The organism is Streptomyces sp. NPDC059003, assembly GCF_042740445.1.
GTDB lineage: Bacteria > Actinomycetota > Actinomycetes > Streptomycetales > Streptomycetaceae > Streptomyces.
On the sequence record NZ_JBHYJH010000029.1, the window covers coordinates 1 to 23,298 of the forward strand.

Annotated in this window: 12 protein-coding genes and 1 pseudogene; 9 read left to right on the forward strand and 4 right to left on the reverse strand. The window is 73.2% G+C overall.

What is annotated here, in order from left to right; translation table 11 throughout:
• Positions 1 to 301: 301 nt before the first annotated feature.
• Positions 302 to 1,690, forward strand: a complete 1,389-nt coding sequence (locus ACFWZ5_RS13810) for a carbohydrate-binding protein (RefSeq protein WP_384798206.1) — start codon at positions 302 to 304, stop codon at positions 1,688 to 1,690.
• 79 nt (positions 1,691 to 1,769) lie between these two features.
• Here ACFWZ5_RS13810 and ACFWZ5_RS13815 read toward each other — a convergent pair.
• Positions 1,770 to 1,979: pseudogene (locus tag ACFWZ5_RS13815) on the reverse strand (response regulator transcription factor); the annotation flags it as partial.
• A gap of 197 nt (positions 1,980 to 2,176) precedes the next feature.
• Between ACFWZ5_RS13815 and ACFWZ5_RS13820 the strand changes: the two are divergent.
• The 5 genes from ACFWZ5_RS13820 (at position 2,177) to ACFWZ5_RS13840 (ending at position 11,934) form a co-directional block, all read left to right on the forward strand.
• On the forward strand, positions 2,177 to 4,066 hold the full coding sequence (locus ACFWZ5_RS13820; RefSeq protein ID WP_384798209.1) for an ABC transporter ATP-binding protein: 1,890 nt from the start codon (positions 2,177 to 2,179) through the stop codon (positions 4,064 to 4,066).
• Positions 4,063 to 5,982 (forward strand): ABC transporter ATP-binding protein, encoded by a 1,920-nt coding sequence (locus ACFWZ5_RS13825; protein ID WP_384798212.1) that lies wholly within the window; start codon positions 4,063 to 4,065, stop codon positions 5,980 to 5,982. Before ACFWZ5_RS13820 ends, ACFWZ5_RS13825 begins: the two co-directional genes overlap by 4 nt.
• A gap of 77 nt (positions 5,983 to 6,059) precedes the next feature.
• The gene (locus tag ACFWZ5_RS13830) at positions 6,060 to 8,048 is read left to right on the forward strand and encodes an SMI1/KNR4 family protein (RefSeq protein ID WP_384798215.1); all 1,989 of its coding nucleotides are present in this window, start codon (positions 6,060 to 6,062) and stop codon (positions 8,046 to 8,048) included.
• A 269-nt stretch (positions 8,049 to 8,317) separates the two neighbouring features.
• Complete coding sequence (locus ACFWZ5_RS13835) at positions 8,318 to 9,988, forward strand: M4 family metallopeptidase (protein ID WP_384798218.1); 1,671 nt, start codon at positions 8,318 to 8,320, stop codon at positions 9,986 to 9,988.
• Between the two features lie 302 nt (positions 9,989 to 10,290).
• Positions 10,291 to 11,934, forward strand: coding sequence for a M4 family metallopeptidase (locus ACFWZ5_RS13840; protein ID WP_384798221.1), 1,644 nt, complete (start codon positions 10,291 to 10,293; stop codon positions 11,932 to 11,934).
• Between the two features lie 167 nt (positions 11,935 to 12,101).
• Here the strand turns inward: ACFWZ5_RS13840 and glgP are convergent, their stop codons facing one another.
• Entirely contained in the window at positions 12,102 to 14,735 is a 2,634-nt protein-coding gene (gene glgP / locus ACFWZ5_RS13845; RefSeq protein WP_384798224.1) for an alpha-glucan family phosphorylase, read from the reverse strand.
• Positions 14,736 to 14,948: 213 nt separating this feature from the next.
• Here glgP and ACFWZ5_RS13850 point away from each other — a divergent pair, with 213 nt between their 5' ends.
• Both ACFWZ5_RS13850 and ACFWZ5_RS13855 read left to right on the forward strand, forming a co-directional pair.
• Positions 14,949 to 17,651 (forward strand): protein kinase, encoded by a 2,703-nt coding sequence (locus ACFWZ5_RS13850; protein ID WP_384890732.1) that lies wholly within the window; start codon positions 14,949 to 14,951, stop codon positions 17,649 to 17,651.
• A gap of 84 nt (positions 17,652 to 17,735) precedes the next feature.
• Positions 17,736 to 20,171 (forward strand): PQQ-binding-like beta-propeller repeat protein, encoded by a 2,436-nt coding sequence (locus tag ACFWZ5_RS13855; protein ID WP_384798230.1) that lies wholly within the window; start codon positions 17,736 to 17,738, stop codon positions 20,169 to 20,171.
• A 6-nt stretch (positions 20,172 to 20,177) separates the two neighbouring features.
• Here ACFWZ5_RS13855 and ACFWZ5_RS13860 read toward each other — a convergent pair whose 3' ends face one another.
• Positions 20,178 to 20,690 carry a hemerythrin domain-containing protein gene (locus tag ACFWZ5_RS13860; protein WP_384798233.1) on the reverse strand — a complete coding sequence of 171 codons (513 nt, stop codon included), beginning with the start codon at positions 20,688 to 20,690 and terminating at the stop codon, positions 20,178 to 20,180.
• A 285-nt stretch (positions 20,691 to 20,975) separates the two neighbouring features.
• Positions 20,976 to 21,437, reverse strand: a complete 462-nt coding sequence (locus tag ACFWZ5_RS13865) for a nuclear transport factor 2 family protein (RefSeq protein WP_384798236.1) — start codon at positions 21,435 to 21,437, stop codon at positions 20,976 to 20,978.
• 411 nt (positions 21,438 to 21,848) lie between these two features.
• Between ACFWZ5_RS13865 and ACFWZ5_RS13870 the strand changes: the two genes are divergently transcribed.
• On the forward strand, positions 21,849 to 23,057 hold the full coding sequence (locus tag ACFWZ5_RS13870; RefSeq protein WP_384798239.1) for a S8 family peptidase: 1,209 nt from the start codon (positions 21,849 to 21,851) through the stop codon (positions 23,055 to 23,057).
• Positions 23,058 to 23,298: the final 241 nt, after the last annotated feature.

Sequence of the window (23,298 nt, forward strand, 5' to 3'; positions counted from 1 at the left end):
AGGGGGTCCGGGGGCGGAGCCCCTGGGAAAGGGCGGGCGGGTGGGGGAATCAGCCCGCCCGGCGTTTGAGGGCGAGGCGCGCAGCGCCGGAGAGAAGGGGGTCCGGGGGCGGAGCCCCTGGGGGAGGGTGGGGTGCGGCCACAGGGAAGGGTGGGTGGGTCATAACGTTGTGGCAGGGGGGTAACTGGCATCTTCTAGGTGGCTGTTGACGCTTCTACGGTGTGGTCGACCGGAGAGAGAAGGATCCCGCTTCCCCGCTTCCCGGATCCCTCCCTCCCCGATTGACATCGAGGAGACCCCCATGCAGCTCAGACATGCCTCCCCGCGCGTCCCGCACTGTAGGAACCGCCGCGGCCTCACGGCGGCGGGCGCCGCACTCGCCGCCGCCGGTGCGCTCGTACTGGCCGGACTCCCCGGCTCGGCCTCCGCCCAGACGAACCCGTCGCCCCCCGCCACCTCCGCGGACACCGCCGCCGTCGGCAAGACCTCGCCCGAGGTCCTGAAGGCGATGCAGCGCGACCTTGGCCTGACCCCCGCACAGGCCAAGGCCCGCCTGGTCAACGAGGCGCAGGCAGGGGCCACCGCCGGCACCCTGCAGAATGCCCTCGGCAAGGACTTCGCGGGCGCCTGGGTGCACGGCGCCACCTCGGGCACGCTCACGGTCGCGACCACCGACGCCAGGGACATCGAGAGGATCAAGGCCGAGGGTGCGCGGGCGCAGGTCGTGCGGCACTCCGTCGCGCAGCTCGACGCCGCCAAGGCCCGGCTCGACCGGGCCGCGAAGTCGGCCAGGACCCTGGACGCGCCGGTCTGGTACGTCGACGTACGGACGAACGCGGTCGTCGTGAACGCCGTCAAGGCCTCCGCCGCCCACAAGTTCGTCGCCGCGGCGGGCGTGGACTCCTCCCTCGTACGCGTGGAGAAGACCAAGGACCGGCCGCGGGCGCTGTACGACATCGTCGGCGGCGACGCGTACTACATGGGCGGACGCTGCTCCGTCGGGTTCTCCATCACACAAGGCACGACGCAGGGCTTCGCCACCGCGGGCCACTGCGGTCGTGCGGGCACCGCGACCCAGGGCTACAACCGAGTGGCCCAGGGCACCTTCCGCGCTTCGATCTTCCCAGGCCGTGACATGGCGTGGGTCGCCACCAACTCGCAGTGGACGGCCACCCCGTACGTCAAGGGCCAGGGCGGACAGCAGGTGGGTGTCACGGGCTCGACGCAGTCGCCGGTCGGTGGCTCGATCTGCCGCTCCGGATCGACCACCGGCTGGCACTGCGGGACCATCTCGCAGCACAACACCAGCGTCACGTACCCCGAGGGCACCATCAACGGCGTCACCCGCACCACGGTGTGCGCCGAGCCCGGCGACTCCGGCGGCTCGTACATCTCGGGCAGCCAGGCGCAGGGCGTCACCTCGGGCGGTTCCGGCAACTGCAGCTCCGGCGGGACGACGTTCCACCAGCCGATCAACCCGCTGCTCCAGCAGTACCAGCTGACGCTGCGCACCACGGGCGGTCAGGACCCGGACCCCGGTGACCCCAGCGGCACCTGGGCGGCGGGCACCGTCTACGCGACCGGTGACTCGGTCACGTACGACGGCGCGACCTACCGCTGCCTGCAGCCGCACCAGGCACAACCGGGCTGGGAGCCCCCGAACACACCCGCGCTGTGGGAGCGCGTGTGAGGACCCAGGGCTGAGCGGGTCGCGCCCCGGGGGGTGCGCGGCTCCTGAGGACCGGATCCAGCCCGACCGTGGCGGAGGGTCAGCCCACAATGCCCCGGCGGTAGCCCTCCGCCACGGCCGCGGCCCGGTCCTTGACGCCCAACTTGCCGTACACATGGGTGAGATGGGTCTTGATCGTGGCCTCGCTGCTGAACAGCTCCTTGGCGATGTCACGGTTGGACGTGCCCCTGGCGACGAGCGTGAGCACTTCCCGTTCGCGGGAGCTCAGCGGCTCGTTGCCGGGGGCACGTACGCGTGAGCGGCCGCCCGGCGGCGTGCGGGGTGACGCCGTGCGGGATGGCGGCGGGGCTCATGCCCGCACCCCCTCCCGTGAGGTCGACCCTGGGTTCCCCACCCCTTCCCGGCGCGCCCTAGGTCCAGCGGACGACCGCACCTGGGTCGAAACTCAGTGGGCTGTGTCAGTGGTGAAACGTAGGCTCACCCCTGATGTCCACGACACCTGCACCCGCCAAGGAACCCGGCGGCCGCTCGGCCGCGCGGACGCTCACCCGGCTGTGGCCGTATGTGCGTCCCATCCGAACCCGCCTGTTCAGCGCGGCTTTTGTCGCGGTCGTCGCGTCCTGTACGGGATTGCTGTTCCCGCTCGTCCTGAAGTGGATGGTGGACGGCCCGGTGGCCGACGGGGACACGGCGGGGGTGTGGCTCGGCGCGCTGCTCCTGCTGGCGCTCGGCATCGCGGAGGCGCTGCTCTTCGGCTTCCGGCGCTGGCTGGTGGCGCGGCCCCTCGCGGGCGTGGAGGCCTCGATGCGGGCCGACCTGTTCCGCCATCTCCAGCGCGTGCCCGTGGAGTTCCACGACCGGTGGGCGTCGGGCCAGCTGCTCTCGCGCGGCACGACCGACCTGATGCTGCTGCGCATGTTCCTGGCGTTCCCGCTGACGTTCCTGGTGGTGAACGGCGCGACGATCCTCGTCGGCATGATCATCATGCTCGCGCAGGACTGGACGCTCGGCCTCGTGCTGCTCGCCCCGGTGCTGCCGATGGTGGTGTTCCTCGCGTACTTCGAGGGGCGGTACGCGGCGGTGGCGCGGCGCGCGCAGGACCAGGTCGGCGATCTGACGACGGTCGTCGAGGAGAGCGTGCTCGGCATCCGGATCATCAAGGGCTTCGGGCGCCACCGCAGCCAGGCGCGGGCGTTCCGCGAGCTGTCGCGGACGCTGCGCGGCACGGAGCTGGCCAAGGCGCGGCTGCTCGCCGCCATCTACGGCGTGATCATGGCGCTGCCGGAGCTGGCGATCGGCGCCGCGCTCGTCCTCGGGTCGGTGCAGGTGGCGGACGGCGACCTGTCGGCGGGCACGCTTGTGGCGTTCCTGTCCACCGCGCTCGCGCTGCGCTGGCCGGTGGAGTCGATCGGGTTCCTGCTCGCGATGAGCCAGGAGGCGGCGACGGCGACCGAGCGGTACTTCGAAGTCCTGGACGCGGAGCGGGAGTCCGACGAGGGCGAAGGCGAGGGCGAGGGCGTGTCGAGCGGGGGGTCGGTGCCCGGGGCCCGGGGTGAGGCGGACGCCGACGGCTCCGGCGGCTCCGGGGGCCCTGGTGGCTCCGCGGGCCCTGGTGGCTCCGGGGGCTCCGGGGGCTCCGGGGGGATTCGTTTCGAGAGGGTCTCCTTCCGCTATCCCGACGCCCCCGACGGCTCACCGCCGACCCTGGACGGCGTCGACCTGCACATCCGCCCCGGCGAGACCATGGCGCTCGTCGGTGCGACGGGCAGCGGCAAGACCACGCTCACCGCCCTCGTACCCCGTCTGCACGACGTCAGCGGCGGCCGCATCACGCTCGACGGCCAGGACATCGCGGCGCTGCCGAGGGAGCGGGTGCGCGAGCTGGTGTCCGTGGCGTTCGAGGAGCCGACGCTGTTCTCCGCGTCGGTCGGCGAGAACGTACTCATGGGGGCCGACGCGGACGCCGGGGAGCGGGAGCTGGACCGCGCCCTCGCGGTGGCGCAGGCCGACTTCGTGCAGCGGCTGCCGCAGGGGGCCGCGACCCAGGTGGGCGAGCAGGGCCTGAGCCTGTCCGGCGGCCAGCGGCAGCGGCTCGCGCTCGCCCGCGCCGTCGCGGGGCGGCCGCGCTTCCTCATCCTCGACGACCCGCTCTCCGCGCTCGACGTGCACACGGAGGCGCTCGTCGAGGCGGCGCTGCGGCGGGTCCTGAAGGACACCACGGCCCTGGTGGTGGCGCACCGCCCGTCGACGGTGCTGCTCGCGGACCGCGTCGCCCTGCTCTCCGAGGGCCGGATCACGGCCGTCGGCACCCATCAAGAACTGCTGCGGGACAACGCGGAGTACGCCTGGCTGATGTCTGGGGGGACGGAACGGTGAGCACCGCGAACACGGCGGACACGCAGAAGACGGCAGAGACGGCAGAGACGGCAGAGACAGCGGAGACGGCGCAGACGGGGCAGACGGGGCAGACAGCCGGGTCCGATACGCCCGCCCCCGACGACTTCGACCAGGACACCCTGCCCGCGCCCCCGGGCGCGACCGGGCGCCTCCTGCGGTCCCTGCTCGCACCCCGGCGCGCACGCGTCACGCTCGCCGCCGTGCTGCTCCTGGTCCAGCAGGCCGTCATCCAGGCGGGCCCGCTGCTCGTCGCGTACGCCATCGACCGGGCCGTGCCCGCGGTGCGCCGGGACGACTACGGCCCGCTGATCGCCGTCGGCGTCGGGTACGCGCTGTGCGCGGCGGCGGCCGGCGCGTTCCAGTACGCCTTCATCGTGGCGTCGGCGCGCGTCAACCAGGACGTGCTGCTCGACCTGCGCGGGCGGATCTTCCGGCACGCGCAGGCGCTCAGCGTGGACTTCCACGAGCGGTACACGTCGGGACGGCTCATCTCGCGGTCCACGACGGACGTGGAGTCGCTGCGCGAACTCCTTGAGGAGGGGTTGCAGGAGCTGCTCACCGTCGTCGTGTCGTTCGTCTACATCGCGGCGATGCTGCTCTGGCTCGACGTCGGGCTCGGCGGCGTCGCGGTGGCGTCCTTCGTACCGCTGTATCTGCTGATCCGGCTCTACCAGCGCCGCGCGGGCAAGGTGTACCGGGCCCGCTCGACCGCCATCGCCGCCGTGATCGTGAAGTTCACGGAGACGATGAACGGCATCCGGCCGGTGCGGGCGTTCCGGCGGGAGCGGGCCAACGACGAGCAGTTCGCCGAGCTGAACCGCCGGCACGAGCGCACCAACGGGGACGCGCTGCTTGAAATGGCCCGCTATGTGGTGGGCTCCCGGCTCGTCGCGAACACCGCCGTCGCCGGGATCGTCCTGTGGGGCGCGCACCGCGTCGCCGACGGCGGCCTCGAACTGGGCGTGCTCGCCGCCGCCGTGCTGTATCTGCGGCGCCTGTACGACCCGATCGACCGGCTCGGGATGTTCCTCAACTCGTACCAGTCGGCGGCGGCGTCCCTGGAGAAGATCGCCGGGCTGCTCGCACAGACCCCGTCCGTGCCGGAGCCCGCCCCGGAGGCCGCGCGGCCGCTGCCCGCGCTGGCCTCCGAATACCCGGGCCGCGCCGTCGAGTTCGACGGCGTGCGGTTCGCGTACCGGACGGGCGGCGAGGTCCTGCCGCGCTTCGACCTGACGCTGCCCGCCGGGCAGACGGTGGCCGTCGTCGGCTCGACGGGCGCGGGCAAGTCGACGCTCGCCAAGCTGCTCGCGCGGCTGTACGACCCCAGCGCGGGCCGGGTCCTGCTCGACGGCGTCGACCTGCGCGAGCTGGAGACCGCCGAGCTCAGACGCGGCGTCGTGATGGTCACGCAGGAGGCGTTCCTGTTCTCCGGCACGGTCGCGGAGAACATCGCGATCGGCCGCCCGGACGCCACGCGCGAGGACATCGAGCGCGCCGCGAAGGCCATCGGCGCCCATGACTTCATCGCGTCCCTGCCCGACGGGTACGACACGGACGTACGCAAGCGGGGCGGGCGCATCTCGGCCGGTCAGCGCCAGCTGGTCGCGTTCGCCCGGGCCCTGCTCGCGGACCCGGCGGTGCTGATCCTGGACGAGGCCACCAGCTCCCTGGACATCCCGGGCGAGCGGGCCGTGCAGCGCGCCATGGACACGGTCCTGCGCGGCCGCACGGCGGTGGTGATCGCCCACCGGCTCTCCACGGTGGAGATCGCCGACCGGGTCCTGGTGATGGAGCACGGCCGCATCGTGGAGGACGGCACTCCGGCCGAACTCATCGCGGGCACGGGCCCGTTCGCGGACCTGCACCGGGCGTGGCGGGACAGCCTGGCGGGCTGAGGCCCCGGCGCCCGCGCCGACCTGCACCGACCTGCGACGACCTGGGATTGTCAGTGCCGGGTGCGACGATCGCACGTATGGCTGAGATGTCTGGCACGGACTTCGACTGGCGGCCGTTCCTCACGCGGTGGAGCGGGGAGTGGGCGGACGCGTGCGATCCGGACGACCTGGAGTGCGACGGCGACGAGGAGGCGCTGCGCGCCCGCTGGCTGGGCTTCGCACCCGCGACGCCCGCGCGGATAACGGCCCTTGAGGAGCGGATGGGGCGCAGGCTGCCGCCGTCGTACCGGACCTTCCTGGAGGTCAGCGACGGCTGGCGGCACGCGGGCGGGTTCGTGATGCTGCTCGCGGGCACGGAGGACGCGCGGTGGCAGCAGGACGAGCGCGGCCTCAGCGCGATGTTCCTTGAGCATCTGGACGAGGACGCGCCGCCGGAGGAGATCCGGGGGGCCACGGTCTGGTCCCGGGGGCTCGGCCTCGACGTGGAGTCCGACGCCACGTCCGTGGCCCTCGACCCGGAGGACGTGGACGAGCACGGCGAGTGGGCGGTGTACACCTGGGCGCCGTGGCGGGCCGAGCCACCCGAACGGCACGGGAGCTTCCGGGAGTTCATGCAGGCCATGTACCGGCAGTTCCACCACCTGGCGGCGGGCAGGGACGAGGGCCCCGCGTTCGTGAACGCCACCACCGAGGCGCTGGACGCGCGGGTCGAGGGGGCCCGCGTGGACGCGCTGCGCGGGGACTTCGAGCGGGCCGACGCGGCGCTCGCGGAGGCACTGGACTTCGGCAGGCCCCGCGCCGGGGCCCTGCGGGACCAGCTCAAGTGGTTCCTCGGCGACCGGTACAGCACGTACTTCGGCGGCCTCGCCGCTGACCCGGTGTACGCGCCGGACCTGCTGCCCGCGGTGCTCGCCGAGCGCATCGACCGGCACTGGGGCAACGGCGCGTACGAGTCCCATGTGCGCGGCGGCGCCGCCGAGGTGCTCGCGCTTGAGCGGGACCTCCTTGAGCGATTACGGGCGGGCACGTACGTCTGCACGGCGCCGGGACTCTTCGGCGACGCCGTGGCCACGGCCCGGGAGCAGGCGCGCTGGGGCGACACGGACGCGGCCTGGCGGACTCTGCTCGCCGCGCTGCCGCAGTGGCGGCCGCTGGGCCCCGACCACCTCGCGCCGGTCGGCCTCACCGCCGACCCGCTTCTCGGGCCGCTGCTCACGCAGACGCGCGGCCGGGCGCTGCTCGCCACGCCCAGGGGCGAGGCGGCGACCGGCGCCACGAGCGCGGCGGTCGACGAGGACCCCGGCGGCCTGGCGTGGCTCGCCGAGCGGCCTGAGAACCGGCGCGAGAGCTACCGCTTCGTCCTCGTCGAGGGCGTGGAGCCCGCCGCGCTGCCCGGTCTCATCGGCGCCGAGGAGGACGGGGCGCTGCGTGAGCCGATGAGGCTGTGGGACGCCCGCCGGGCCTGGTGGGCGGACAGAGAGGACCGGAAGTCGCGCCCGCCCGACGCGGACCCGTCGTCCCCGGCCTACTACGCGTACTTGGTGTCCACGTTCGACGACGAGCCGCTGGTCGCCGTGGGGCGTGCCGGGGACGGCTGGAGCTTCGCGTACGACGGTGAGCCGCGCGGGTTCGACGCGGAGCGGTTCACGTCCCCGGCGGTCGCCGCGTCCCGGCACGGGCGTGCCGTAGTGGTCTGGGGCTCGTCCGACCGGTTCGACCGGGGCGCCCTGTTCCACCTCTCCGTCGCGGAGCACGGCGAGGAGCGGTACGCGTACACGATCCAGGGCGAGTCGTGCGAGCACTCCGGGGAGATACCGGAGGCGCTGGACCCGCACCGCCTGTTCCCCGAGCTCCGCGGCGGCGGGCGGCATCACCGACTGCCCGGTGAGGCAGCGGCCTTGACGGCGATCGCCGACGAATTCGGCGTCACGCTCCCCCGCTTCGCCCTCGACCGCGCCCGGTTGCACACCTTCACCACCCGCTCCTGGGCCCGTCGGCCAGAGCCTGGCGAGACATTCACCGTTCTCACCTTCCACGTTGACAGACCTGGCACCCCTGACGGCTGAACTCCCCTGTGACGTCGGCCCTTTGCGCCCGCATACCGGACGCCCGAACACGCGCACCGGACGTTTTCCAGCCAAAGTACGCCAGGTGAATGACATGTACCTGTCTCGAATGGCACTCTTCCCCTCACCAGTCGCACGGCCCGCGCACCCGTCCCACGGTCACGCGCCCGCGGCTCCCGCACCACGTACTGCCCTGCTCTGCCCCGGACGGTCACCCGCCGCCCGGTCGCCCCCGGCCGCGCACGCCGCGGCCCGCAGAAGGAGTCCGTGTGAGCACATCCCCCACATCCCGCAGACGATCCGTCCGTCGGCGCGCCACCGCGATCGGCGCGTTCGTCTCCGCCGCCGCCCTGCTCGGCGTCACCGTCCAGGCCACCACGGCATCGGCCGACCCGGGCGCCTCCCCCACCAAGGCGAACGCCGGGGCGCTGCCGCAGAAGCTGACCCCGTCGCAGCGCGCGGAGCTGCTCCGCGACGCGGACGCGGGCAAGGCCGCGACGGCCGCGGAGCTCGGCCTCGGCGCCAAGGAGAAGCTGGTCGTCCGCGACGTCGTCAAGGACCGTGACGGCACCACGCACACCCGCTACGAGCGCACCTACGCCGGGCTCCCCGTCCTCGGCGGCGACCTGGTCGTCGCCACCGACAAGGCGGGCAAGGTCAAGGACGTCAACCGCGCGTCGAAGGCCCGCCTCGCGGGCGTCGACACCGGCGCCGAGGTCAAGGCCGCCACGGCCGAGAAGCAGGCCCTGGGCGCCGCGAAGGCCGAGCGCGCCACCAAGGTCAAGGCGGACCGGGCCCCGCGCAAGGTGATCTGGCTGGTCGACGGCAAGGCCACGCTCGCGTACGAGACCGTGGTCGGCGGCCTGCAGCAGGACGGCACGCCGAACGAGCTGCACGTCGTGACCGACGCCGCCACGGGCAAGAAGCTCCGCCAGTGGCAGGGCGTCCACAACGGCACCGGCAACACGCAGTACAGCGGCCAGGTCCAGCTCACCACGCAGCAGTCGGGCTCGCAGTACACGCTGACCGACACCGCGCGCGGCAACCACAAGACGACCAACCTCAACCGCGGCACGTCCGGCACCGGCACGCTGTTCTCGGGCCCGGACGACATCTGGGGCAACGGCCAGGCCTCCAACGCCGAGACCGCGGGCGCGGACGCCCACTACGGCGCGGCGCTGACCTGGGACTACTACAAGACCGTGCACGGCCGCAACGGCATCAAGAACGACGGCAGGGGCGCCACGTCCCGCGTGCACTACGGCAACAACTACGTCAACGCGTTCTGGCAGGACTCCTGCTTCTGCATGACGTACGGCGACGGTACGAACAACGCCAAGCCGCTCACGTCCATCGACGTCGCCGCCCACGAGATGACCCACGGCGTGACGTCCGCGACCGGCAACATGCAGTACAGCCGCGAGCCGGGCGGTCTGAACGAGGCGACCAGCGACATCTTCGCCGCCGCCGTCGAGTTCAACGCCAAGAACCCGAGCGACGTCGGCGACTACCTCGTCGGCGAGAAGATCGACATCCGGGGCAACGGCACGCCGCTGCGCTACATGGACAAGCCCTCCAAGGACGGCAGGTCCCTGGACAACTGGAGCAGCAGCGCCGGCAGCGTCGACGTCCACTACTCCTCCGGCATCGCCAACCACTTCTTCTACCTGCTGAGCGAGGGCAGCGGCGCCAAGGTCATCAACGGCGTCTCCTACAACTCGCCGACGTACGACAACAAGCCCGTGACCGGAATCGGTATCGACAAGGCCGCGAAGATCTGGTTCAGGGCGCTCACCACGAAGTTCAACACGACCACCAACTACGCCGCGGCGCGTACCGGAACGCTTGCTGCCGCAGGTGAGCTGTACGGCACGTCGAGCGCCGAGTACACGGCGGTCGCGAACGCCTGGGCCGCTGTCAACGTCGGTTCTCGGCCATAACCGACGTGCGGACCGGTTGATTCCGGCCCCGACGGCCACCGAACGGGCGCCGCTCCGGAGAGCCCGGCACCGCCAACCCCCCGGAGTGGCGCCGCAGTTCACGCTCTGTTCGCATTACGGACCTTGACCTTCGGCCAACGAACGCAATTTGGCCAACATTCAATCAAGGTCCTGACATGTACCTGGCCCAAATGGCACGCTTCCCCCGCACGGCACAGCACGGCACACGAGTACCCGCACAGCACTTTCTTGCCCGGGTGGTCCCCCATGCCACCCGGGCTTCCCCCACCCAAGGAGCTTGCGTGACCCCCCACCTGCCGAGGAAGCGTTCCACCCTGGCCATAGCCACCGCGGTCGCCGCGGGAGCGCTGCTCACCGCCGGACTCACCACCGGCGCCTCAGCACAGACCGACACCGACAAGGCCGCGGCCTCCGCGCCCGCCGCGTCGCCCGCCCAGATCTCCGCGTCCGCCCGCACCGGACTCCTGAAGAGCGCCGAGGCCAAGGCCGCCGCCACCGCCGACGAGATCGGCCTCGGCGCCAAGGAGAAGCTGGTCGTCCGCGACGTCGTCAAGGACCGCGACGGCACCGTCCACACCCGCTACGAGCGCACCTACGAGGGCCTGCCGGTCCTCGGTGGCGACCTGGTCGTCCACACCGCGAAGAACGGCTCCGTGAAGGGCGTCAGCAAGGCCACCAAGGCGTCCATCAAGGTGGCCTCCACCACCGCGAGACTCGCCCCCAAGTCGGTCGCGAAGTCCGCCGAGTCCACGGCGGCGAAGACCGGCGAGACCAAGAAGGCCGACGCCAACGCCCCCCGCAAGGTCATCTGGGCGGCCAAGGGCAAGCCGACCCTGGCGTTCGAGACGGTCGTCACCGGCGTGCAGAAGGACGGCACGCCGAGCGAGCTGCACGTCATCACCGACGCGGCCACCGGCGCGAAGCTCTTCCAGTACCAGGCCGTCGAGAACGGCACCGGCAACAGCCAGTACAGCGGCAAGGTCACGGTCGGCTCCGTGAAGAGCGGCAGCACCTACCAGCTGACCGACAAGGGGCGCGGCAACCACAAGACGTACGACCTGAACCACGGCTCCAGCGGCGGCAAGCTGTACACCGACGCCGACGACGTCTGGGGCACGGGCAAGCCGTCCAACACCCAGACCGCCGCCGTCGACGCCGCCTACGGCGCCGGGCTCACCTGGGACTACTACAAGAACGTGCACGGCCGCAGCGGCATCAAGGGCGACGGCAAGGGCGCCACGTCCCGCGTGCACTACGGCAACGCCTACGTCAACGCGTTCTGGCAGGACTCCTGCTTCTGCATGACGTACGGCGACGGCGAGGGCAACGCCAAGCCGCTCACGTCCATCGACGTGGCCGCGCACGAGATGACCCACGGCGTCACCTCCGCCACCGGCAACATGGAGTACAGCGGCGAGTCCGGCGGCCTGAACGAGGCCACCAGCGACATCTTCGCCGCGGCGGTGGAGTTCAACGCCAAGAACGCCACCGACAAGGGCGACTACCTCGTCGGCGAGAAGATCGACATCAACGGCGACGGCACGCCGCTGCGCTACATGGACAAGCCCTCCAAGGACGGCTCGTCCCTGGACTACTGGAGCAGCAACGCCGGCAACGTCGACGTGCACTACTCCTCCGGCATCGCCAACCACTTCTTCTACCTGCTGTCCGAGGGCAGCGGACAGAAGACGATCGACGGCGTGACGTACAACAGCCCGACCAAGGACGGCTCCAAGGTCACCGGCATCGGGCGCGACAAGGCCGCGAAGATCTGGTTCAAGGCCCTGACGACGTACTTCACGACGACGACGGACTACGCGCAGGCGCGCAAGGACACCGTCAAGGCCGCGGGCGATCTGTACGGGGCCGACTCTGCGGAGCAGAAGGCTGTGGCCGCCGCGTGGACCGGCGTGAACGTCAAGTAACGGGGCTTTGCCCTCTTGAACCGGGCGGCATCCGGGGGAACCACACCCCGGGTGCCGCCCGTACCACGTAGTGCTCTATCTGCGGGCTGTTTGTGGCTGGGCGCGCCCACGCGGCGGAGCCGCAAATAGACACAGCCCCGCGCCCCTTCGGGGCGCCTCCTCGCCCCCTACCTCATCAGGACCCCTGCCTCCTCCCCCGTCGCCTCCGGCGGTACTGCTACTAGGCCCAGGTCCGCGGAGCCCGCCAGGAGGCGGTGGGTCGGGAGGACTCGGACCGTGTAGCCGAACGGGCCCGGGCGGTCCAGGGTCAGGGGGCCCTCGTAGAGGAGTCTGCCCTCGGCGTCGGGGGCGGAGGCGGGCTTCAGTGGGACCGGGGTCGCGTCCGTGAGGTGGTCGTCGGCGTCCACGCGGCCCGCGACGGCCTGGACCTCCACGTCGTCCGGGGTCAGCTCGCCGAGCTGGACGCGGACCCGCAGGGCGAGCGTGGCACCCAGTTCAGCAGTGGCGGACGCCGCGGTGGTCTCGACGTGGTCGACGGCGACGCCCGGCCAGGCGGCGCGGACGCGGGACTTCCAGGCGGCGAGCGCGGTCGCGGAGTCCCCCTCGAGCAGCCGGTGGGCGCGCGCGGCCGGAACGTACAGGCGCTCCACGTACTCGCGCACCATGCGCCCCGCGAGGACCTTCGGGCCGAGCCGGGTCAGGGTCCTGCGGACCATCTCGATCCAGCGGTCGGGCAGGCCGCCGGGGCCGTGCTCGTAGAAGCGCGGGGCGACGCGCCGCTCCAGGAGGTCGTACAGGGCGGCGGCCTCCAGGTCGTCGCGGCGGTGGTCGTCGGTCGCGGCGCCGTCGGCGGTGGGGATGGCCCAGCCGAAGTCCGGCTCGAACCACTCGTCCCACCAGCCGTCGAGGACCGACAGGTTGAGGCAGCCGTTCAGGGCGGCCTTCATGCCGGAGGTGCCGCACGCCTCCAGGGGCCGCAGCGGATTGTTGAGCCACACGTCGCAGCCCGCGTACAGCTTCTGCGCCATCGCCATGCCGTAGTCCGGCAGGAAGACGATCCGGTGGCGCACCCTCGGGTCGTCGGTGAAGCGCACCAGGTCCTGGATGAGCCGCTTGCCGCCGTCGTCGGCCGGGTGCGCCTTGCCCGCGACGACGATCTGCACGGGCCGTTCGGGGTGCGTGAGCAGCTCCATGAGCCGGTCCTGGTCGCGCAGCATCAGCGTGAGCCGCTTGTACGAGGGGACGCGGCGGGCGAAGCCGATGGTGAGGACGTCCGGGTCGAGGACCTCGTCGATCCAGCCGAGCTCGGCGGTGGCGGCGCCGCGCTGCCGCCACGACACGTGCAGGCGGCGGCGCACCTCGTCGACGAGCTGGCCGCGCAGCTCGCGCCGGAGCTGCCAGATGTCGGCGTCCTGGATGTCGGCGACGGCGTCCCAGCGCTCGGAGCCGCCGACGGACAGGGCGTGGTCGGTGCGCCGCTCGCCGATCTGGCGCGCCCCGAGCCGGAACACCTCCGGGGCCACCCACGTCGGCGCGTGCACCCCGTTGGTGACCGAGGTGAGGGGCACCTCGTCGGGGTCGAAGCCCGGCCACAGGCCCTGGAACATCTCGCGGCTGACCTTGCCGTGCAGGGTGGACACGCCGTTGGCGCAGCGGGCCAGGCGCAGGCCCATCACGGCCATGTTGAACAGGTTCGGCTCGCCGCCGGGGTAGGTCTCCATGCCGAGCCGCAGGATCAACTCGACGTCGATGCCGGGCAGTTCGGCGTCGGGCCCGAAGTGGTGGGCGACCAGCTCGCGGTCGAAGCGGTCGATGCCCGCGGGCACGGGCGTGTGGGTGGTGAAGACGGTGCCGCCGCGCACGGACTCCAGGGCGGAGTCGAAGTCGAGGCCCGCGCGGACGCGTTCATGGATGCGTTCGAGGCCGAGGAAGCCCGCGTGTCCCTCGTTGGTGTGGAAGACCTCGGGCTCCGGGTGGCCGGTGCGGCGGCAGTACATCCGTACGGCCCGTATGCCGCCGATGCCGAGCAGCATCTCCTGGAGCAGCCGGTGCTCGCTGCCGCCGCCGTAGAGCCGGTCGGTGACGTCGCGCTCGCCGCGGCCGTTCTCCTCGACGTCCGAGTCGAGCATGAGCAGCGGGACCCGGCCGACCTGCGCCTGCCAGACGTGCGCGCGCAGGTCCCGGCCGCCGGGCAGGGCGAGCCGCACCTGCGCGGGGGTGCCGTCGTCCTCGGTGAGCTGGGTCAGGGGCAACTCGTGCGGGTCGAGCACGGGGTAGTGCTCCTGCTGCCAGCCGTCACGGGTGAGGGACTGCCGGAAGTAGCCGTGCCGGTAGAGCAGTCCGACGCCGATGAGCGGTACGCCGAGGTCGCTGGCCGCCTTCAGATGGTCCCCGGCGAGGATGCCGAGGCCGCCGGAGTACTGCGGGAGCGCGGCCGTGATGCCGAACTCGGGCGAGAAGTAGGCGAGGGCGCGCGGGAGTTCGCCGCCCGCGTCCTCGCCCTGCCGCTCCTGGTACCAGCGCGCCCCGGTGACGTAGGCGCGCAGGTCGTCGGCGGCCCGGCCGAGGCGGCGCAGGAAGCCCTCGTCGGCGGCGAGCTCGGCGAGCCGCGCGGGCGGCACCGAGCCGAGCAGCCGCACGGGGTCGCCGCCCGAGGCCTCCCACCGGTCCCGGTCGACGTCACGGAACAGGTCGCGGGTACCGGCGTGCCAGGACCAGCGCAGGTTGCGGGCGAGTTCGGCGAGCGGCGCGAGGGGGGCGGGGAGGACGGGACGTACGGTGAATCGACGGATGGCTTTCACGGAGGCACCTCTGTCGGAAGACGCACGTGTCGCCACGACGGTAGCGGCGCGGGGGCCGCCCAACCACGGCGCGCGGGAAGCGCACGAGCCGGTACCGTCCCTGACGTGAACCTGCCGCACCCTGCGCGCGGGGGCGCGCCCAGGTGACCTAGGGTGGCCGAAGTTCAGGGTGCCACACACAAGTTCACAGTGGGACAAAGGGGGACGGGGCGGATGATCGGCCAGTTGCGGGATTCGTCACCACGCCGGCTCGGTCCGTACGAGACGCTGGCGCGGCTCGGCGCGGGCGGCATGGGCGAGGTGTTCCTCGCCGGACCGCACGGGACGGCCGGGGCGTACGACCCCGGGGACCTGGTCGCCGTCAAGGCCATCCGCGGGGACGTCGCGGGCGAGCCCGCGTTCCGCACCCGCTTCCGGCGCGAGATCGCCGTGGCGACGGCCGTCACGAGCCCCCATGTGGCGCGCCTGGTCGCGGGCGACGCGGACGCCGAACAGCCGTGGCTCGCCACGGAGTACGTCGCCGGGCCCACCCTCGCCGAGGCGGTGCGGGCGGGCGGCCCGCTGCCCGCCGACGCGGTCGCCGCGCTCGGGACGGCGCTGGCCCGCGCGCTCGCCGCCGTGCACGCGGCGGGCGCCCTGCACCGCGACCTGAAGCCCGCGAACGTCCTGCTGGGCGCGGACGGGCCGAAGCTCATCGACTTCGGCGTCGCCCGCAGCCAGGGCGCCACGACGGTGACGTCCACCGGCCTGCTCGTCGGCACGCCCGGCTTCATGTCCCCCGAGCACATCGCGGGCGGCCGCCATGTCGTCGCCGCGTCCGACGTGTTCTGTCTCGCGTCGGTCCTCGCCTACGCCGCGTCGGGCCGCGACCCGTTCGGTGACGGCCCGGTGGCGGCGGTCCTGTACCGGGTCACGCGCGCCGAGGCCGACCTCGACGCCGTGCCCGAGGAGCTGCGCGAGGTCCTGGCGGACTGCCTGGCGCAGGACCCGGCCGCGCGCCCCGCCCCGGAGACCCTCGCGGACCGGCTCGCCGCCCCGGCCGCCGACGCGGGCTTCCCCTGGCCGGACGCGGTGGCGGAGCTGATCCGCGACGTCGAGCGGGATGTGGCGCAGGTGTGCGCGGCGGGAGGCCCCCTGCTGCCGCAGACAAATCAGCCCGTCCGGCGTTTGAGGACGAGCCGCGAAGCGGCAATGGAGGGGGAAAGGGGCGAAGCCCCATCCGAAGCGAGGGCCGAGGCACCCCACGAGGCGCCGGACGCCGGGGGTGCGGCTCCCCCACTCGACGTGCACGCACTCCCCACGCTCGGGGCAACCTCCGCCCCCACGCCCGCCCCGGCCCCGCCCCGCGCCCGCCGCGCCCACCGCGCCCACCGCGGCCGCATACTGGCCGCCCTCGTGGCGGTCGCCGTCGTCGGCGGTGTCGTCGGCGGACTGCTCGCCCTGCGCGGAGGTGACGGCGGGGGTGACGACGGCGGGGGCGCGAGCGGCGGCGGGGCCCGGCGCCCCGGCTCCAGCGGGAAGGGGCCCGAGAGCCCGTTGTCCAAGGCCGAGTTGACGGCCCTCGCCGGAGTGGACGAGCGCGGCGGCGCCGACCGCAGCGGCGCCGTACCGCAGGTGGCGGCGCAGCGCCCGGACGGCTGGAAGCCGTGGCGCGGCCGGTTCGGGCACACGCCCATGGACTGCGCGGCCGACACCGAGGCGATCGTGTGCCTGCTCACCAACGGCACGTACGAGGCGCTGAGCGCCGCCGACGGGCACCGCCTGTGGAGGGCGGACGGGCGCGGCGCCGACGACGGAGAGGTGGGCGACGAGGCGTACATCAGCCCGTCCGGCGGGTTCTTCATGCCCGGCGACCAGCTCAAGCCGCAGCTGCGCGGCGGCACGGCCGTCATCGCGCACAAGGGCCGCCTCCAGGCACGCGACTCCCGTACGGGCAAGGTGAAGTGGGAGGCAGAGCCCGAGCGCGGCGCGTTCACCGGCGTGCCGCTCCTGCACGACGACATGGTGATCGCCACCGACCAGCACCCGCTGTACGACGACGGGCAGCCCGGCGTGTCCGTGCGGGCGTTCTCGCTCAAGGGCGGCAAGCCGCGCTGGAGCACCCCGATCGTGTCCGAGGAGCTGTCGAAGGCCGAGGACGGCGCGTACACCGCGCAGCTCGTACGGAACGGCCTCGTGTACGCGACGACGCGCGGCGCCGCCGTCGCCCTCGACGTCAGGACCGGCGCGGAGCGGGCCCGCAACGACCAGCTGCCGGGCAACGGCTGCCGCACCCTCATGACGCGGGGCGGCGCCACTCCCGGCACGTCCGCGGAGCGGGCCGTCGCGCCGGTCCTGTGCGTCGCGTCCGTCGACGCCGCGTCGGACCTAGACTCGCCGACCAGCGAGCCGCAGCTGCGCGTCTCGCGCCTGGACCCGCGCACCCTCAAGGAGACCGGCGGCTTCGGCATCGAGGCCACGCAGGAGCAGTCGTCGGGCATGCAGGTCAGCGCGGTCGGCCCGAAGGCCGCCGTCGTGCAGTCCCGCGACACGCGCGCGGTCCTGGTGGCCGACCCGGCGAACGGCAAGGTGATCCGCAAGGCGAAGCAGGGCTCCGCTTCCGGGCGTGCGCACCAGGGCGGCAGCGTCGAGCGCCTCGTCTCGACGGGACCGCTCCTCGTGGACGGCGACCGGGCGCTGTACGCGGACAACTCCCGTCTCGTGTCGCTGCCCCTGACGGCGGGCGGCACCGAGCGGGCGACGCGGGTGCCGGGCGCGCCGGGCGACCGCACCGAGCCCGCGCCGGACTCGCAGGACCTCGGGATGGTGGTCGCCGACGTGCTGCAGCCGCCGGTGCTCCTGGCGCTCGGCGGGGTCGCGCACATCGTGTACGACCAGGGGACGGTGGTGTCGGTGCCGGTCCCGTCGGGCTCCTGACGCCACCCCCCTGTCACGCCTGCCTGTTGCCCGTCGCCCGTCGCCTTCCCTCGCCGACCCGTGCCCGCCCGACCTGGAGGACCGTTGCCGCTTCTCGACCCCCTGCCCGGACCGCCCCGGCACGTCGGCCCCTACCGCCTGCTCTCCAGGATCGGCGCGGGCGGCATGGGTGAGGTGTTCCTCGCCCGCGAGCCGCGTCCGGGCGCGCCGCTGGTCGCCGTGAAGACCGTCCGCGAGGGGCTCGACCTCGACGACGGCTTCCGGGTGCGCTTCCGGCGCGAGATCGCGGCCGCGCGCGCCGTGACGGGCGCGGGCACGGCGGCCCTCGTCGGCGGGGACGCGGACGCCGAAGTGCCGTGGCTCGCCACGGAGTTCGTGCCGGGCCCCTCGCTCGCCGAGACCGTCGCGCGGTGCGGTCCACTGCCCGTCGACGCGGTCCGGGCGCTCGGCGCGGGGCTCGCGCGGGCCCTCGGCGCGGTGCACGCGGCCGAGGTCCTGCACCGCGACCTGAAGCCCGCCAACGTCCTGCTCACCGCGGACGGGCCGAAGCTCATCGACTTCGGCATCGCGCAGGCCTTCGACGCGACGGCCCTGACGAGCACCGGCGTCATCGTCGGCACGCCCGGCTTCCTCGCTCCCGAGCAGGTGGAGGGCAGCCACGCGGTGGTGCCGAGGTCGGACGTGTTCTCGCTCGGTGCGGTGCTGTGCTTCGCGGCGACGGGCCGCGGCCCCTTCGACGACGAGGAGGTCGCCTCGGTCATCTTCCGCATCGTCCAGGGCGACGCCGACCTGTCGCGCGTACCGGCGGAGCTCCGGGAGCCGATCGCCGAGTGCCTGCGGGTCGCGCCGGGCGAGCGCCCCACGCCGGACGCCCTCGCCCGGCGCCTCGCGGAGGGCGACGCCCCCGTGCCCTGGCCCGCCCCGGTCCTCTCCCTCTTCGCCGAGCACCGCGAAGCCGTGGACCGGCGCCGACAGGACCTGGAGCGGGCCTCGTTCGCGGCCGCGGAGACCTCGACGGAGGGGGCGCCGCGGCTCGTGGTGCCGCCGTCGCCGACCGCCCACGACCTGCCGCGCCCGGTGGCGCCGGGCACGCCCCCCGCGGCGCTCACCTCTCCCGTGGCGTCCGGTGCCGGGCGGCGCCGCGCCTGGCCGTGGATCACCGCCGCGGCGGCCGCGGGCGTGGCCGTGGCCCTCGCCGCGGTGTATCTGCCGGGGCTGCGGGGCGACGACGGCCCTGACCTGGCCGACGGCGGGGTCGGGTCGTCGGCGGGGTCGTCAGGGGGATCCTCCGGGGGCGGGGGCGCGGGAGACTCAGGGGGCGCGGGCGGCGCGGGCGGCACCTCCCCGAAGCGCCCCGCCACGCCCGCCGTCACCAGCTGGTACGGCAACGCCTCCCACAACGGCGAGTTCGGCGCGTCCGCCACCGACGCGGGCGGCAGGCCCGCCGGCTGGAAGCCGTGGACGAAGCCCAAGCCCCGCGGCCTCGACGACCTGGGCCGCGGCTGCGTCCTGGTGAAGCGGGCCCTGGTCTGCCGGGACGGCACCGGCGCGGCCACCGCCCTGGACGCGTCGACCGGCGCGCACAAGTGGACGTCCGAGGGCCTCGACGGGGACCTGCAGAACATCCGCCAGGAGACCCCGCCGGACTCCGACGGCCAGCGCGTCTTCGTGCCGTCGGCGCTCGGCACCACCGCCGTCGACGCCGCGTCGGGCCGCGTCCTGTGGCGCCACCGCCTGCCCGCGAACAGGGGCCTCGTCAACCTGACGTACGCGAAGGGCGTGGTCTACACCGTCGAGCTGAACCTGGACATCGACCCGCAGGACGACAGCGACCCGGCCGTCCTGAGCGCCCACCGCGCGAGCGACGGCCACCGCCTGTGGCGCAAGCGCATGCGCAAGCCGCAGCCGCTGGTCCCGCTCCTCGTGCGGAACGACACGGTGTACGTGCCGTTCGAGGGCGGCGGCGTGACCGCGCTCGCGGCCGATGACGGCTCCCCCAGGGCCAAGTCCGCCGGGACGGACTGCGACACCCTCATCGGCTACCGCTCGTCCGTCGTGTGCTGGAGCAGCACCGAGGCGGGCGTGCGCGAGCTCGACCCGGCGTCCCTGCGGACGAAGCGGACCCTGGCGGGCGGCAGGACCCCGCTGCTGCCGCCGGTCGTCGGCGACGCGGGCGTCCTGGTCGTCACCACCGCCAACCCGGACAGGACCCTCTCCTCGATGCAGCGCCTGATCGGCTACGACTGGGCCACCGGCAAGGAGCTGTGGGACCGGCCCGCGGCCCAGGAGGTCAGGGCGGTCGCCCTGTCGGGCCGACGCGTGCTGTCCGTGGGCGCGTACGACATCAAGGGCATGGCCCTGACCGGCGACGCCGACAGCGTCCGCACCAAGGACCTCCCGACGGACGGGAACCCCGACGGCACCGACGCCTTCCCCGAGCTGAGCCCGCCGCTGTACGCGGGCGGCGCGATGTACGTCCAGACGGCCGACGGCGGGATCATCTCCGGCTACACGCCCTGAGCGCCGCTAGCGGGCGGCGGCGGGCGGGAACGGCACGTCGGCGAGGACCGGAACCAGCCAGGTCTCCTCGTAGTCCAGGTGGTCGGCGAGCTGCCGCGCCAGCGCGTCGAACTCGGCGCGGAACGCCGCCGGATCGGCCGTGGCGAGGTCGTCGAGCAGCGCGACGAGGCGCTCCTTGAGGCGGGCGAGTTCGCGGTGCTCGGCGCCGACCCGGGCGATGGCGTCCTTCAGGTGCGGGTGGTGTACGGCGACGGCGGGGAAGACGTGGTCGTCCTCGCCGACGTGGTGGAACGTGAGCGCGTCGCAGAACTCCAGGCAGCGCTGCCTGATCTGCAGGCCGAGCCCCGGCGCGGGCGGCTCGCCCGGACCCCGGTGGGCGGCGCGCGCGTCGAAGTGGGCGTCGGCCTCGGCACGGAGGTGACCGATCTGCTCGCGGAGCCAGTCGTGGACCTCGAGGATCTTGTCGGCGAGGGTGCGGATCACACGGGGCGCCTGCGGCTCGTGCGTGTTCGTGGGCATGCGGAAGAGAACTCCAGACAGGTACGGACGGCGGCACGCGCACCGGCACAGGGGCAGCGCGGACTCCGCCGGGAGAAAGAGAAAGAAAAAGAACGAGGGCGCGCGTCGCGGCTACGTCAGAACGACGGGGCGACGCACGGGTCGGTGTGAACGCAAGGTCATGTCCCTTGGTGAAGGTGCTCGCCCGGTCGGAGGCCTGCCCACTGCTCTTCAGCCCAAGCCACGCGGCACGCCGCCCATTAGAAGCACCGGCCCCGCGCCCTGTCAATGCGGGGCCTGCCGCCCCTAGGCGCGGCAGGCCTCGGCGATCGCCGCCGTGTCCCAGTAGAACGGGTGGACCTCGGCGATCCGGCCGTCCTCCACTCGGATCGTCTGGAGGATGGGGAACGCGAGGTCCCGCCCGGTGGCCCGCGCGCGGGCCCTGATCTCGCTGCGCACCACGGCCGTGCCGCTCACCCCGTGCCCGCCGTCGGCCACGAACTCCTGCGCCCCGATGGCGAACTCGGCCCACGTGTCGCTCATCGCGAGGAAGAACCGCTCAAGGCCCTCGTGCCCGCGCCAGATGCCGCCGTAGGGCAGCGCGTCCGCCTGGTGCAGGACGACGTCCGGCGCGAAGAAGGGCGCGAGGAGCGCGAAGGAGGCGCGGCCGGGTCCGCCCGCGGCCAGGTAGCGGGACTCGGCGGCGTACATCTCCGTAAGAACGGTCAGAACGGTCGGGGCGGTCGGGGGCTTCGCAACGGCGGTCATGCGGCAAGGCTGACGCGCGGGCGCGCGGCGCGCTGGCGGTCTTCGGACGACGACGTCGGCCGCCCTCGCCGGGGTGGGCGCAGGGCGGGCCCGGGGTGGGTCGGCACCCGCCCGCCCCCTCCGGTGTCCGGACGCCGGTGAGGAGCGGGGCGGGTTGCCGCCCGGGGCCCTGGCTAGATCATCAAGGAGGGGGGAAATCCAAGTCAATCCTCGGATTTACTAGCATGCTCCCAAGTCTCAGCTTGGGTTGAGCCTCAATCAGCCATTCGTTGGAGCGATATGACTGATTCCGCCACTCAAACCGCCTTGTGGCTCTTCACCCATGCACGAGATTCTGCCAGGCACGCGATGCGGCCGCGCGGCGCGTACAGGGCGCCGTATCTGCCGTGTCCCAGGGGAGGGAACACAGTCATGGGTGCACCACGAGCACGGAACAGACACTGGGTGGGGGCCGTCACGGCCGTCGCCGCGGCGGGCCTGCTGGCCACCGTGACACCGTCGGCACTGGCCGCTTCGGGCTCCGGGGAGGGCGCGAGCCGCAGCGGCGTCTACATCGTGACGCTGGAGCAGGGCACGGCGTCCACGTCCGCCGCGGGCAAGACCGTCGCCACCAGGTACGGCACGCGAATACAGCACACGTACAGCGCGGTGCTCAACGGCTACGCCGTGCGGGCCACCGCGGAGCAGGCGCGCAAGCTCGCCGCCGACCCGGCGGTCGCCAAGGTCGTCGCGGACGAGCGGGTCCGCGGGGACCTGGGCACGCGCTCGGCGCCGTCGCTGGGGGCGGCCCAGACCAACCCGCCGTGGGGCCTGGACCGGATCGACCAGAAGAGCCTGCCGCTCAACAAGAAGTACTCGCCGCCGGCGTCCGGCGGCGCGGGCGCCACGGTGTACGTCCTGGACACCGGCGTCCGCACCTCGCACAAGGACTTCGGCGGCCGGGCCAAGTCCGGCTGGGACTTCGTCCAGAACGACGCAAAGGCCCAGGACGGCAACGGCCACGGCACGCACGTGGCCGGCACCGTCGCGGGCGCGAAGTACGGCGTCGCCAAGAAGGCCAAGATCGTGGCCGTGCGCGTGCTCGACGACGAGGGCTCGGGCACGCTGGCCCAGGTCATCGCGGGCATCGACTGGGTGACCCGGCACGCCCGCAAGCCCGCCGTCGCCAACATGAGCCTCGCGGGTCCCGCCAACGCCCAGCTGGACGCGGCCGTGCGCAAGTCGATCGCGAAGGGCATCACGTACTCGATCGCCGCCGGGAACGCGGGCGAGCCCGCGACCAACTGGTCGCCCGGCCGCGTCAAGGAGGCCATCACGGTCGGCGCGTCCGACCGCCGCGACAAGCGCCCGTCGTTCTCCAACTACGGCGGCCGCCTCGACCTGTTCGCGCCGGGCGTCGCGATCAGGTCGGCGTCCCACCTCAGCGACACCGGCTCGGTGGTCTTCGACGGTACGTCGATGGCGGCGCCGCACGTCGCGGGTGCGGCCGCGCTCTACCTCGGCACCCACCCCACGGCCAAGCCCGACAAGGTGAGCAAGGCGCTCACCGACAAGGCCGTGAAGAACAAGCTGTCCGGAATCGGATCGGGCTCGCCGAACCGACTGCTCCAAGTGAAGTAGTCACCGCCTACGACCCCCGGCAGGAGTCTCCACTCCCCTGCCGGGGGTTCGTGTCGTCCGGCTGCCGGACCCGCTACCCAAGCCGTCCCTTGGCCTTGCCCGCACGGACCCAGGCTTTCGCTTGAGTAGCACGTGTAGGCACCTGACATGCCTGGCCAAGCGCCGGTAAAGCCGAGGTTTCCCGGCTCGTACGCGCTTGTGGTGGTTCACCCCGTCACGTCAATCTCCGAGGGACGCGTGC

Coding starts and splice junctions, on each gene's coding strand:
- ACFWZ5_RS13830 (WP_384798215.1), top strand. CDS start 6,060: ATGGCTGAGATGTCTGGCACGGACTTCGACTGGCGGCCGTTCCTCACG.
- ACFWZ5_RS13850 (WP_384890732.1), top strand. CDS start 14,949: ATGATCGGCCAGTTGCGGGATTCGTCACCACGCCGGCTCGGTCCGTAC.
- ACFWZ5_RS13870 (WP_384798239.1), top strand. CDS start 21,849: ATGGGTGCACCACGAGCACGGAACAGACACTGGGTGGGGGCCGTCACG.
- ACFWZ5_RS13810 (WP_384798206.1), top strand. CDS start 302: ATGCAGCTCAGACATGCCTCCCCGCGCGTCCCGCACTGTAGGAACCGC.
- ACFWZ5_RS13820 (WP_384798209.1), top strand. CDS start 2,177: ATGTCCACGACACCTGCACCCGCCAAGGAACCCGGCGGCCGCTCGGCC.
- ACFWZ5_RS13860 (WP_384798233.1), bottom strand. CDS start 20,690: ATGCCCACGAACACGCACGAGCCGCAGGCGCCCCGTGTGATCCGCACC.
- ACFWZ5_RS13865 (WP_384798236.1), bottom strand. CDS start 21,437: ATGACCGCCGTTGCGAAGCCCCCGACCGCCCCGACCGTTCTGACCGTT.